Origin of the sequence: Pseudomonas onubensis, assembly GCF_965653655.1 — a bacterium.
Taxonomy (GTDB): Bacteria; Pseudomonadota; Gammaproteobacteria; order Pseudomonadales; family Pseudomonadaceae; genus Aquipseudomonas.
Genome location: NZ_CBFHAZ010000140.1, coordinates 1 through 13092, shown reverse-complemented (window position 1 = coordinate 13092; position 13092 = coordinate 1). Strand labels below are relative to the sequence as shown.

The following is a 13092-nucleotide window of genomic DNA, read 5'->3' as shown; positions in this document are numbered from 1 at the left end:
CTCTGGCTAACACTTCCCCTTGCCGGGTGTGTAGAGGACTTTCACCTCCAAGTCACCAGCGAGGCCACCACAGCCAAGCTGGTTGCGCTTCGCGCAACGCGCCATGCCTGGCGCACATAAAAAAACGCCGCGCATCTTGCGATGCGCGGCGCTCTTTAAATCACCACATCTTAGGCTTGAATCACCGGGATGTTGGCGCTTGCTGCGATCTTGCGGAACTCGGCGATCTGGTCGAAGTTCAGGTAGCGGTAAACGTCACTGGCCATGGTGTCCAGTTTCGCTGCATAACCCATGTATTCTTCGACGGTCGGCAGGCGACCCAGAGTGGAGGCGACTGCCGCCAGTTCTGCCGAGGCCAGGTAGACGTTCGCGCCATCACCCAGACGGTTCGGGAAGTTACGCGTCGAAGTCGACACAACCGTCGAGTTCGGCTCTACACGTGCCTGGTTACCCATGCACAGCGAGCAGCCCGGCATTTCCATGCGCGCGCCAGCCTTGCCGTAGATACCGTAGTAGCCTTCTTCGGTCAGTTGGTGAGCGTCCATCTTGGTCGGCGGCGACAGCCACAGACGGGTTGGCAGCTGACCCTTGACCTGCTCCAGCAGCTTACCGGCAGCGCGGAAGTGACCGATGTTGGTCATGCACGAACCGATGAACACTTCGTCGATCTTCTCGCCGGCAACACTGGACAGCAGACGGGCGTCGTCCGGGTCGTTCGGTGCACAGAGGATCGGCTCGTTGATTTCGGCCAGGTCGATCTCGATGATTTCCGCGTATTCGGCGTCGGCATCGGCTTCCATCAGTTCCGGGTTGGCAACCCAGGCTTCCATCGCTTGGGCGCGACGTTCCAGGGTACGTGCATCGCCGTAGCCTTCGCCGATCATCCAGCGCAGCAGGGTGATGTTGGAGTTCAGGTACTCGGTGACCGAATCCTTGGACAGCTTGATGGTGCAACCGGCAGCCGAACGTTCAGCCGAGGCGTCGGACAGCTCGAAAGCTTGTTCCAGCGTCAGGTCGTTCAGGCCTTCGATTTCCAGGATGCGGCCGGAGAAGGCGTTCTTCTTGCCTTTCTTCTCTACGGTCAGCAGGCCAGCCTGGATCGCGTAGTAAGGAATGGCATGAACCAGGTCACGCAGGGTGATGCCAGGTTTCATTTTGCCTTTGAAGCGCACCAGGATCGATTCCGGCATGTCCAGTGGCATTACGCCAGTGGCTGCGGCGAACGCGACCAGACCGGAACCGGCCGGGAACGAGATGCCCATCGGGAAACGGGTGTGGGAGTCACCACCGGTGCCGACGGTATCCGGCAGCAGCATACGGTTCAGCCAGCTGTGGATGATGCCGTCGCCTGGACGCAGCGAAACACCGCCACGGGTCATGATGAAGTCAGGCAGGGTGTGGTGGGTGGTCACGTCGATCGGCTTCGGGTAAGCCGCGGTGTGGCAGAAGGACTGCATCACCAGGTCGGTCGAGAAGCCCAGGCACGCCAGGTCTTTGAGTTCGTCACGGGTCATAGGACCGGTAGTGTCCTGGGACCCCACGGTGGTCATCTTCGGCTCGCAGTAGGTGCCAGGACGAACGCCTTTGCCTTCTGGCAGGCCGCAGGCCTTGCCGACCATTTTCTGTGCCAGGGTGAAGCCTTTGCCGGTGTCGACAGGCGCTTCAGGCAGCTTGAACAGGTCGGTAGGGCCCAGGCCCAGTTCAGCACGGGCCTTGTCGGTCAAGCCGCGACCGATGATCAGCGGGATACGGCCGCCGGCGCGAACTTCGTCCAACAGCACCGGGGTCTTCATTTCGAAGGTGGTCAGGACTTCGTCAGTGCCGTGTTTGCAGACTTTGCCAGCATGCGGGTACAGGTCGATCACGTCGCCCATGTTCATGTTGGTAACGTCGAATTCGATTGGCAGTGCGCCGGCATCTTCCATGGTGTTGTAGAAGATTGGAGCGATCTTGCTGCCGAAGCAGAAGCCGCCGGCGCGCTTGTTCGGCACGTACGGTACGTCGTCGCCGAAGAACCACAGTACCGAGTTGGTTGCCGATTTACGCGACGAACCGGTGCCGACCACGTCGCCGACGTAGGCGATCGGGAAACCTTGGCCGCGCATTTCTTCGATCTGCTTCATCGGGCCGGTTTTGCCTTGCTCGTCCGGCACGATGCCTTCGCGTGCCATTTTCAGCATGGCCAGGGCGTGCAGCGGGATGTCAGGGCGGGACCAGGCGTCCGGGGCAGGGGACAGGTCGTCGGTGTTGGTTTCGCCGGTAACCTTGAAGACGCGCAGGCTGATCTTGTCGGCCAGGGTTGGGCGGTTGCGGAACCACTCGCCGTCAGCCCAGGACTGGATCACGCCTTTGGCGTGCTCGTTGCCGTTCTTGGCTTTTTCGGCCACGTCGTGGAACGCATCGAACATCAGCAGGGTGTGCTTGAGTTGGGCGGCTGCGACAGGGGCCAGCTCGGCGTCGTCCAGCAGCTCGACCAACGTCACGATGTTGTAGCCGCCTTGCATGGTGCCCAGCAGTTCAACCGCGCGTTTCTTGTCGATCAGGGGAGAAGTGACTTCGCCCTTGGCCAGGGCGGACAGGAAGCCGGCCTTGACGTAGGCAGCCTCGTCAACGCCTGGTGGAATGCGGTTGGTGATCAGGTCAACGAGAAATTCTTCTTCGCCGGCCGGAGGATTCTTCAGCAGCTCGACCAGGCCTGCGGTTTGTTCGGCGTTAAGCGGCTGGGGAACGATACCCAGTGCTGCGCGCTCTTCGATATGTTTGCGGTAGGCTTCAAGCACAGTTATTACCCTCATCAGTGGTCCCACGGGACGCTCATCCAGAAATGAACGGCACGCATGCGCTCGGGGGCTTTTTGGGCCGCAAAGCCAGCGCTGCCGGCATTCCTCACAGAAGCTGCTTTCAAAGTTTTACGCCTGCAGAACGGAGCTGATGAGGGTCGGCGCGGGCTCTGACCTACCGGGTCGAACCTGCGCCAACACCGTTCTGAAGGAACGACTGTGCTCGTGACGCTTTGAAAACAGCTTCCAGCGGATTATTGGCGCCTTACAAGGCCGGATGATTCTACGGTAAAAAAAATCTAAAGGTAAGTTACCTAACCAAGTTTGCTGGGTGATCAACCTTAGACAAAGGGCTAACATGGCGCTTCGTTTCGCTGATTTGTGTGCTTTGCCCATGTCCAACCAAGCCATCAAAACCCCCTGCGTCGGCCTGTGCTCCACGGTTTACGGCGATCTCGTGTGCCGTGGCTGCAAACGCTTTCACCATGAGGTGATCCAGTGGAATGGCTATAACGAAGAAGAAAAACGTGCGGTATGGCTGCGGTTGGAGCAACTGTTGGTGCAGGTGATGGCCGGCAAACTGGAAGTCTTCGACCCCAAGCTGCTGCGCGGGCAGCTTGAGCAGCGCAAGATTCGCTTTGTGCCGCACCAGTCCGAATACTGCTGGGCCTACCAGTTGATCGCCCGAGGCGCGCGGGTGATTTCCAACCTCGAAGCCTATGGCATGGTGCTGCTGCCGGAGTTTCGCGACTGGGCACTTCCGGAACTGCGGGATGCCATCGATCGTGAGTTCTTTATCTTGTCCGAGGCGCATTACCAGCGCTATATAGCGCCGGGGTTCCTGAGAGATGCGTTGGCGGACTGACAACACAAATCAAACATGTGGGAGCGGGCTTGCTCGCGAAAGCGGTAGATCAGCCAATAATTCGGTGACTGACACTCCGTATTCGCGAGCAAGCCCGCTCCCACATTAGATCTCCATGGTCTGAAGAGGCTATGTCAGGCCTTGGTCGCCAGCTCTTCCAGGTGATCCATCAACTCCTGCGGCTTAAGCACCAGCACATCACCTTCCACCGCATCCAGCACCACCTCCGCCGTATTGCCGATCAGCGCCCCGGAAAGCCCGGTGCGCGCCACCGTGCCGATAATGGTCACCGCCGCCTGCAAGCTGTGCGCGGCATGGGGAATCAACACATCCGCCGGGCCTTCATTGATATGCAGGTGGGTGTCGTCGATATTAAATTCGGCCTGGAACGCCTTGCACTGCTCGCGATAGCGCGCCTCGATGGTTTCCTTGAGCTGAAAGGTCGGGTCTGCCGCCGACAGCATCGGCGAGGGATGGGCACTGATCACGTGCAGTTGCGCTTTGGCCAGGCGGGCAATGTCGTAGCCATGGTCGATGATGGTGTTGTGCAGCGCCTGGTGTTCGCTGTCGCTGTTGCCCACATCAATCGCCGCCAGCACCACCTTGTCGGCCCAGGGTGTCGAGGTTTTTACCAACAGCACCGGGGTAGGGCAGTAGCGCAGCAGTTTCCAGTCTGCCGGCGTCAGCAGAGCCTTTTTCAAAGGACTGTCTGGAAAGTGCTGCTTGATCACCAGGCCGCAGCCTTCGGCCTGCTGCACGTCGATGATGGTTTCATGCAGGCTGTCATTCCACGCCTGCTCGGTGGTCACGCTGTAGCCGTCCTCCTGCAGGCCGGACTTGAGCAGGCTGAGCTGCGCCGAATGCTCGTGCTTTTTGTCGCACACCAGCAAATGCAGGTGCGCGCCGGTGACCCCGGCAATCAGCTTGGCGCGCTTGAGGGCCAGGCTTTCTGAATGCTCAGGTTCGATAACCACCAGGATGCTGCGGATGGCTTGCATGGTCGGGGTCTCCAAAGGGTGGGCCTGGAACAACTATAGTTGCTGCCCGCCAGACGTCATGTTGATGCACATCAAGGCGGGTGGCTGGTGGTCTGCGGCGGGGTCGGTATAATCGCCGGCCTTTTGTGATCCTTTTGCCCGTGAGCCCGATGAACCTGCCCGAAATCCACGAATTCCTCGGCTGCCGCACCCCCAACGCCTGGGTCCAGGCCGCGCTGGCCGATCAGCACACGCTGCTGATCGATCACAAGAACTGCGAATTCAAAGCCGCCAGCACCGCCCTCAGCCTGATCGCCAAGTACCACGCCCATGTGGACCTGATTAACATGATGTCGCGCCTGGCCCGTGAAGAACTGGTGCACCATGAACAAGTCATGCGCCTGATCAAAAAGCGCAAGGTCGAGCTGCGCCAATTGCACGCCGGGCGTTATGCCTCAGGTTTGCGCAAGGTGGTGCGCAGTCATGAGCCGGTCAAGCTGGTGGACACGCTGGTGGTCGGCGCCTTTATCGAGGCGCGCAGTTGCGAGCGTTTCGAAGCCCTGGTGCCGCATTTGGACGAAGAACTCGGCAAGTTCTACTTCGGTTTGCTCAAAAGCGAGGCCCGGCACTTCCAGGGTTACCTGAAGCTGGCTTACCAGTACGGCGACGCCAAAGACATCGCCCAGGTGATCGAGCGGGTGCGCGCCGCCGAGCAGGAACTGATCGAGTCACCCGACATCGAGTTCCGCTTTCACAGTGGCGTGCCAGCCTGAGGCAACGGCCACGCCGATCAGCGCGGTGATTCCGGCTAGCAGCAAGATCACCGTTTGCGTGCCCAGCGGCGCCGCCAGCACGGCAATCAACAAACCCGCCAGCGGCTGCGCCAAGTTGTTGAGCAGGGTGATCACGCCGACTGTCTTGCCGAAGTCCTGCACCGGGATCACTCGCTGGCGAGTGCTGCGCATGTACACGTTGAACATCTTGTCGAAGCCGGTGATCAGCAAAAATCCCAGGGTGTAAGCCCACAAGTTGGGGCTGACGGCCATGATCACCGCCCCCGCCGCGATCATTGAATACGACAGCCCGCCCAGCACCTTCAACGGCAGGCTGGAACGCGCCAGGTAAAACAGAATGACGATGGTCACCACCGCGCCGGCAGCCTGCAACAGCGCATAGGCATCTTTGCCGGCGGCGAACAGGCCAGTGACCATGGCCGCAGACGTCGCCAGCGTTACCCCGATGATCAAGTTGACGCCCACCGCCAGGGCAATGACCCGCTTCAGTTCCGCCAGCTTGCGGATGTGCCCGACGGCAATGCGCAGCGGTTGCAGCCAGATATCCTGATGCTGCTCAAAGCTCTCCAGGCTGACCGTGGTGTTGCGTTGCCAGATCAACATCGCCAGGTCTGCCAGCACAAACAGCCCGGCAATGCCCACCACCACCCAAGGCCACGCCCACACCTCGAGCATCAGCGCCGCCACCAGTGGCCCCAGCACCAGGCCGCTCTGGTCGGCGATCTGCGAGTAGGACAAGGTCTTGGCATAGGTGTAATGCTTGAAGATATGCGGCATCACCACTTCACGCGCCATGATGCCCTGGGTCGTCAACACGCCACACAGCGCCGAAAGGATCACCAACCAATAGATATCGTCGAACACGCCATACAACGCCACCGCCGCCACGCACGCCAACGCGCGGTAAACCTGGCTGATATGCAGGATACGCACCGGCGAGAACTTGTCGCACAATGCGCCGCACACCGGAAACGCCAGGTAACGCGGCAGCGACTCGACGAAGAACGCCAGCCCCGCCCACGACACACTGTTGGTGGTCTGGAACACGATCAGCGGCACGATAAACAACAGAATCTGGTCCGCCAGCCGCGACAGGAACAGCGAGATAAAAAAAGCCAGGTAGTCCTTGCGCATATAACTCCTGTTAGTGGCGTAAAAGATTGCAGGCTATTTGTTAAAAACTCTTAAAAGCATGAAGCTTCTTCGGGCGGTAATGGCCAGTTGCTTAAGTCGGCCAGCTTGCCACCTATAATGCCCACACTTCAATCCGCGCATCCACACTGAGAACTTATGGAAAACCTGGGTCTGGGCAAGGTCCTGCTCGTTGAGGACGATGAAAAGCTGGCAGGGCTGATCGCGCACTTCCTGTCGCAACATGGTTTCGAGGTGCGCGTGGTGCATCGGGGTGATGAGGCCTTGGCGGCCTTTCTCGACTTCAAGCCGAAGATTGTGGTGCTCGACCTGATGCTGCCGGGCCAGAGCGGGCTGCACGTGTGCCGGGGGATTCGCAACGTGTCCGACACGCCCATCGTCATCCTTACCGCCAAGGAAGATGACCTGGACCACATCCTGGGCCTGGAGTCGGGCGCCGACGACTACGTGATCAAACCGATCAAGCCGCCGGTATTGCTCGCCCGCCTGCGTGCCCTGCAGCGCCGCCAGGTGCCGGAGCCCACGGTGCGCGGTGCGCTGGAGTTCGGCCGCTTGTCGATTGATCGCAGTTGCCGGGGCGTCAGCCTGGGCGGTGAGGCCATCGACCTCACCACCATGGAGTTTGAGTTGCTGTGGCTGCTGGCCAGTCACTCTGGGACTATCCTTTCGCGCGACGACATTCTCAACCGCATGCGCGGTATTGCCTTCGACGGCCTGAACCGCAGTGTCGACGTATACATCAGCAAATTGCGCAGCAAGCTCAATGACAACCCGCGCGAACCGGTGTGCATCAAGACCATCTGGGGCAAGGGGTATCTGTTCAATCCGTTTGCGTGGGAGGTTTAGATGCTGCGCCTGTTTCTGCGCCTGTATGTGATCCTGGCGCTGGGTTTGGCCGGGGCAATCTGGCTGGTCAACTACACCTTCGATGAGTTATTGCCCGAGGCCAACGAAGTCTATAACCGCGAAGCCTTACGCGGGCCGGCCTATGGCCTGGTCGAGCAACTGCGCCCGGTGCAGGGCGCGGCCCGCGATGCGCGCCTGGCTGAGCTGCAACCCCATTACGGTTTGCGCCTCAAGCTGGTGCCGCGCGACACCCTGGCGCTCAATGACCGCGAACAGCAACTGTTGGCGGGCGGCCAACTGGTGGTGCGCGGCGACTTCATGGAGTTCCTGACCACCATTGATGGCGGCCCGCAGTTGCTGCAGATCAAGCTGCCGGAAGAACCCAAATGGTTGTACCTGTGGGCCTATGGTTTCCTGGGTGTGAGCCTGGCCATCGTCCTGTATTTTTGGGTACGTCCGCATTGGCGCGACCTGGAGCATATCCGCCTGGCCGCGCAGCGCTTTGGCGATAACGACCTCGGCTCGCGCATTCTGTTGCCACGCCGTTCTACCGTGCGCGAGCTGGCCGGGCACTTCAACCAGATGGCCGAACGCATCGAAAGCCTGATCGCCAACCAGCGTGAACTGACCAACGCGGTGTCCCATGAGTTGCGCACGCCGATTGCGCGCTTGTCGTTTGAGCTGGATCAGCTCAAGCAGCAGGCTGACCCGCGCCAGAGCCGCGAATTGATCGCCGACATGTATGCCGACCTTGGTGAACTGGAAGAAATGGTTTCCGAGCTGTTGACCTATGCCAGCCTGGAGCGCGGCGCCACCCAGGTGACGCGGGAAAATATCGAAGCGCATAGCTGGCTCGACAGTGTGATCGGCAGTGTGGCGCTGGAGGCCGAGGCGGCAGGTGTGCAGTTGTCGTTGCGCACCTGTGAGGTCGACTTTATCCAGATCGAGCCGCGTTTTATGGCGCGTGCAGTGATCAACCTGCTGCGCAATGCCATTCGCTACGCCGAGCGCCGTGTGGAGGTGTCGCTGATCAAGTTCGGCACTGGCTACGAAGTACGGGTCAATGACGACGGCCCTGGTGTGCCGATGGAAGGGCGGTCGAAGATCTTCGAACCGTTCCTGCGCCTGGACGCCAGCCGCGATCGCCGCACCGGCGGCTTTGGCTTGGGCCTGGCGCTGGTCAAGCGCGTCAGCCAGTGGCATGGCGGGCAAGTTGAAGTGCTGGATTCGGAGTGGGGCGGGGCGTCATTCAGGATGACCTGGGCATACGCCGAGTAACCCTTGAAACCCACACTGAATGGATCTGATAACCCCTTCAATGTGGGAGCTGGCTTGCCTGCGAATGCGCTGTATCAGTTAACCGATCAATTGACTGACACACAGCAAATCTGCTCCCACAGATTCTGATGGAGCTATCCAATCAGAACGTATATTCCAAAACCCCCATCACCGACGTCTGCAACCGTCGCTCCACGATCGGGCTCTTGCCCGCTTCATCCGCCAGGTACTGCACATCCAGCAAGGTCGAGAACTGAGTGTGCTCGCTGATCGGCAGGCTCCACACCAGGTTCAGGCCATTGCTGATGTTGCCCGCACCGGCCTTGTAGGCTTTGAAGCGGCTTTGCGCGGCCTGGCCGGTGGTCACGCCATACCAGGTCTGCAAGTAGTTGCGGTCGCCAAAGTGGCTGCTGAGGCTGGCATCCACCGAGCCGTAGCGGCCTTCGTACAGGTTGGTGCCCAGGCTCAGTTCCAGGTGGGTGTAGGCCTTGCCGGTGTCTTTGCGGTCGTTCTCCTTGAGTGCATGTTCCAGGGTCGCGCCAACAATCACACCGCCCAGGTTATAGCTGGCGCTGACGCCCAATTGCGGGCGGGCCTTGATCTCGCCCATGCCTTTGAGGCGTTTGGAGCCAGCATGCAGGCTTTCGTTTTTGTCCTTGCGCGCCGCGCTTGCGCCGACATACGCGCTGACGCTCAGGGCATTGCCTTCGTAACCCCAGCCCAGGCCCTTGTCGGTGTCGAGGAAAATCCCCCACGGGCTCACGACTTTGCCGCCCAGCAGTGGCGCGGTCATGCGTTCGTCGCTGCCGCTGTAGCGCGGCAGGTTGCCCACGCCAGCCTTGAGGCTGTATTGCCAGTCTTCGGCAATCGCCGTGTCTGCAGCCGCGAGCAGGCACAGCGAGGTGAATGACAGGCAGAGGTTTTTTGAGCGCATCTGGATGTTCGTCCTTGTTAAAAATTCAACAGGTTGTTGGGCGATTGCGTGCGTTTGAAGGAGTAACCCGAAGCGCTGAGGCCGTTGACCTGGCGGCTGACGGTATCGCCCAGGCCGTAGCCGTTGCCGGCCAGCACCGCATGGGCGTTGTCGATTGGAAGCAGGATGTAGTCGGTGAGCGGCTCGTTGTGCAGTTGGCCGCGAATCACCAGGAAGCCTTCCTCCAGGCGCACGCTGATGCCGCTCAACGGCGCGTCGGGTTCGTGGGTGTTGAGCACTTGGTAGGTGCCGATGGTGGCGGCCCAGGCCAGCGGCAGCGGCGGCGGGTCGATGCGTTCACCGATGGCCAGGCGTTGGCCGTGGCTGCGGGCCGTGAGCACTTGGCGGCCCTGCACCGTGACCACATCCAGCTGTACGCGGCCCAAATCACCGAGGTCTTTGAACCAGAGGCCGAAGATTTTTTTCTGCGCGCGCAGCCAGCCGTGCTCGTCGCGCAACAATTCGAAGTCAAACCCGGCCAGTTCACCGGACAGCCGATCGCCCTCATCCTTGACCCGGAACACGCCCCAGGCCGTGGCATAAAACCCGGCCAGGCGCTTGCGGTCGACGGCGGCGGGCACCTGGCGCAACTTGAGCCCATGGCTGGGCGCCTGGCAGTCGTCGGCGCACACGGCCTGCCCGGTTTGCGCCTGGAGCATCAGGCGCAGGGTCTCGGTGGCCAGGCGCGCGACCAGCTCTTCGGCGTTGCTGTCATTGGCCATGATGATCACCGCCAGTTGCTGGTCTGGCAGCACGCTCAACTGCGCGGCAAAATCATCGCCGCCGCCACTGTGCTGGTAGGTGCGCACACCGGGAGCGACGGGTTCATCGCCGCAGGGTGCCAAAAACCAGCCCAGGCCCATCCGGCAATCGAAGTCCAGGGCATTGCCGGTGTTCTGCTGAGTGAACATCTGATCAATCGACGGGCTCTCAAGCACACGGGTGCCTTTATAGAGGCCATGGGCAAACAGCATCTGCACGTAGTGGCTGAGGTCTTTGGGGCTGGCCCACAAGCCGCCGGCAGCCAGGTCACGCACCTGGGCATCGGTACTTGCCACGCCGTCTTCGTACCCGAGGGCGCGAAAGCTCAACTGCGTGCCGGTGCCGACAAAGCTCGATTGGTTCATTTCCAGAGGCTTGAGCAGGCGACTTTGCAATTGGGCTTCAAAGCTTTTGCCGCTGCTGCGCTCGATGGCCGCACCGACCAGTGAATAACCGAGGTTGGAATAGGCCACCTGCGAGCCCGGCGGGCTGCTTAGCCACACGCCCGACACGCGCATCGGCATCTGGCCCATGGCATAGGTGCTGCGCACGTCGCGCAAATGTTCGCTGGGCAAACCGGATTGATGACTGAGCAAACGGCGCAGGGTGATGTCGCGGTCGGCGGCGGCCTGGTCAGTGTGAAAGCGCGAACGCACGTAGAACTCGCGCAAGGTCTGCTGGATGGGTGCGTCGAGCGCCAGGCGCTGCTGCTCGACCAATTGCAGCGCCGCTGTGGCCGTCAGCAGTTTGGAAATGCCGCCGGCGCGAAACGCCGTGTTGGCGGTCACCGGCACCCCCTGGGCCTTGTCGGCCAGGCCAAAGCCGCGCGCCCAGATCAGCTCTTGGCCATTGACCAGCGCAATCGACAAACCGGGCACATTCTCGCGGGCCAGGTCCTTGGGAATGCGTGCTTGCAGGTAACGGATGATCGCGCCGTAATCGCCCTTGGGAATCGCCGGCGGGGCAGGCGGCTGCACGTGGCAGCCGAGCGTGCCGAGCAGGCAACCCCATAACGGAATACCGCGCAATGTGCGAAACATGAAGAGCACCCGAATGGTGGTTTGGATGCTCGAATGCTAGGGCGGTGGCGGCCAACAATCTTTGAGAGCTTTGTCGAGAAACTGTCAAAGAGTGTTAACGCGTCAGCCCCAAACGTTCATGCCACTGGGCGATGGATTCTTCGGGGTATTCGTCGAACTGCAGGTCACCCTTGCGCACGCTGACTTCCACCCACGGCGCCTTCGAGCCGAGCATCAGGTGCGTGTGCTCAGGCGGCACCGGCAACGGCGTGTCGATGGCCGAGGCAAACGGGTGGATCAGCTCCGGCCATTCGGGGCTGAACAGCCACAAGGCGCTGGCGCACTGCGAGCAAAAATGCCGTTCGGCAGTGCTCGCATGCGCACGGCTGGCGCCCTCGGGCTTGAGGCGGGCGTGGTAGATCGAGATGTGCTTGCGTCCCTGCACCTTCAGGCTTTGTGTATCGCCGGCAAGGTTGATCGCATAACCACCGCCGCCTTGGGTCTTGCGGCAAATTGAGCAGTAGCAACGCTGGTAGGGGTAGGGATGCTGGCTGTTCAGGCTGAATGTCACGGCACCGCAATGGCAGGATCCTTCGAGTTGCATAACCGTCTCCTCTGGCAAGGTGACTGTTGAGCTTAGGCGCTTTTCGGCATCAAGGTGGCGATCAATGCCCGAATGGTGCCCGGCAGTGCTTCCAATTCCCTGACGAGAATACTGCGCTCGCGAATCGCCCACGGCTCATCAAGCTTCACCGTCACCAACTGCATGGTCCGGCTGTGCCGAGTGGCCGCAGACTCGGGAATGATGCCGATGCCTACGCCAGCCTCGACCATCCGGCAGATCGCCTCGAAGCTCGATACCTGAATGCGCAGCGATAAATGCTTGCCGAGGCGATCGACGTGTTCACGCAAAAAACTCAATAACGTGCTGCCTTCGTGCAAGCCGATGTGCTGGTAGGCCAGGGTCTGTTCCAGGGTCACTGAAGGCTGGTCGGCCAACGGATGACCGACCGGCACCATCAGCACCAACTCATCGGTGCTGAAATGCAACACCTGCAAACCTGCCGCCTCCACTGGCCCGGCAATGATGCCCATGTCGCTGGTGCCATCGAGCACGCCACGCACGATATCCCGAGACAAACGCTCCTGCAGGTCGACGGTCACGCCCGGGCGCTGGGACAGAAAACCCGCCAGCACCTCCGGCAGAAACTCGGTCACCGCCGTGGTGTTGGCGAAGATGCGGATATGCCCGGCCGAATCCACGCCGTATTGGGTGAACTCGCTTTTGAGGTAGTCCACCTGGCGCATGATCAGCCGCGCATGGTGCAGCAACCGTTCGCCCGCCGGGGTGATCTCCACGCCGCGGCTGTCGCGATACAGCAGGCGTGTGTCCAACTGGCCTTCTAACGCCTTGATCCGCGCACTGGCGGCGGCCGGCGAGAGGAACGCACGCTTGGCGCCCTGGGTGAGGCTGGGGGACTCGGCGATATGGATAAACAGGCGCAGGTCGGCGAGATCGAAATGCATGGCGGCTCCTGTGTGAACACGGACTTCATCACAACAAAGATCTAAATGTGGGAGCGGGCTTGCTCGCGAATGCGCAGTGTCAGTCGATACATCTTTAGCTGATACACCGCATTCGCGAG

Annotated in this window: 11 protein-coding genes; 4 read left to right on the top strand and 7 right to left on the bottom strand. The window is 60.8% G+C overall.

Annotated elements, in window-relative coordinates; translation table 11 throughout:
- Positions 1-170: 170 nt before the first annotated feature.
- Positions 171-2780, bottom strand: a complete 2610-nt coding sequence (acnB, locus tag ACTD9P_RS27565) for a bifunctional aconitate hydratase 2/2-methylisocitrate dehydratase (protein ID WP_017137496.1) — start codon at positions 2778-2780, stop codon at positions 171-173.
- Between the two features lie 394 nt (positions 2781-3174).
- On the opposite strand from acnB, the gene ACTD9P_RS27560 reads away from it, so the two are divergent.
- The gene (locus ACTD9P_RS27560; protein WP_438870131.1) at positions 3175-3645 is read left to right on the top strand and encodes a DUF1289 domain-containing protein; all 471 of its coding nucleotides are present in this window, start codon (positions 3175-3177) and stop codon (positions 3643-3645) included.
- Positions 3646-3779: 134 nt separating this feature from the next.
- On the opposite strand, the gene uspL is transcribed toward ACTD9P_RS27560, so the two are convergent.
- Positions 3780-4643 (bottom strand): universal stress protein UspL, encoded by an 864-nt coding sequence (gene uspL / locus ACTD9P_RS27555; protein ID WP_438870130.1) that lies wholly within the window; start codon positions 4641-4643, stop codon positions 3780-3782.
- A gap of 149 nt (positions 4644-4792) precedes the next feature.
- Between uspL and ACTD9P_RS27550 the strand changes: the two genes are divergently transcribed.
- The gene (locus tag ACTD9P_RS27550; RefSeq protein ID WP_438870129.1) at positions 4793-5395 is read left to right on the top strand and encodes a MiaE family protein; all 603 of its coding nucleotides are present in this window, start codon (positions 4793-4795) and stop codon (positions 5393-5395) included.
- Here ACTD9P_RS27550 and ACTD9P_RS27545 read toward each other — a convergent pair.
- Positions 5351-6550, bottom strand: a complete 1200-nt coding sequence (locus tag ACTD9P_RS27545; protein WP_438870128.1) for an MFS transporter — start codon at positions 6548-6550, stop codon at positions 5351-5353. The two genes, ACTD9P_RS27550 and ACTD9P_RS27545, sit on opposite strands and share 45 nt — an antisense overlap.
- Before the next feature lie 156 nt (positions 6551-6706).
- On the opposite strand from ACTD9P_RS27545, the gene ACTD9P_RS27540 reads away from it, so the two are divergent.
- Both ACTD9P_RS27540 and ACTD9P_RS27535 read left to right on the top strand, forming a co-directional pair.
- The gene (locus ACTD9P_RS27540) at positions 6707-7414 is read left to right on the top strand and encodes a winged helix-turn-helix domain-containing protein (RefSeq protein ID WP_138815214.1); all 708 of its coding nucleotides are present in this window, start codon (positions 6707-6709) and stop codon (positions 7412-7414) included.
- On the top strand, positions 7415-8692 hold the full coding sequence (locus ACTD9P_RS27535) for an ATP-binding protein (protein ID WP_200433246.1): 1278 nt from the start codon (positions 7415-7417) through the stop codon (positions 8690-8692).
- A gap of 142 nt (positions 8693-8834) precedes the next feature.
- Here ACTD9P_RS27535 and ACTD9P_RS27530 read toward each other — a convergent pair whose 3' ends face one another.
- The 4 genes from ACTD9P_RS27530 to ACTD9P_RS27515 form a co-directional block, all read right to left on the bottom strand.
- Positions 8835-9626, bottom strand: coding sequence for a MipA/OmpV family protein (locus ACTD9P_RS27530; RefSeq protein WP_438870127.1), 792 nt, complete (start codon positions 9624-9626; stop codon positions 8835-8837).
- A gap of 17 nt (positions 9627-9643) precedes the next feature.
- Entirely contained in the window at positions 9644-11467 is a 1824-nt protein-coding gene (locus ACTD9P_RS27525; RefSeq protein ID WP_438870126.1) for a serine hydrolase domain-containing protein, read from the bottom strand.
- A gap of 94 nt (positions 11468-11561) precedes the next feature.
- Entirely contained in the window at positions 11562-12050 is a 489-nt protein-coding gene (locus ACTD9P_RS27520) for a GFA family protein (protein WP_285679625.1), read from the bottom strand.
- 32 nt (positions 12051-12082) lie between these two features.
- A complete protein-coding gene (locus ACTD9P_RS27515) occupies positions 12083-12973 on the bottom strand; it encodes a LysR family transcriptional regulator (protein ID WP_438870125.1) in 891 nt (296 codons plus the stop codon).
- Between the last annotated feature and the right edge of the window lie 119 nt (positions 12974-13092).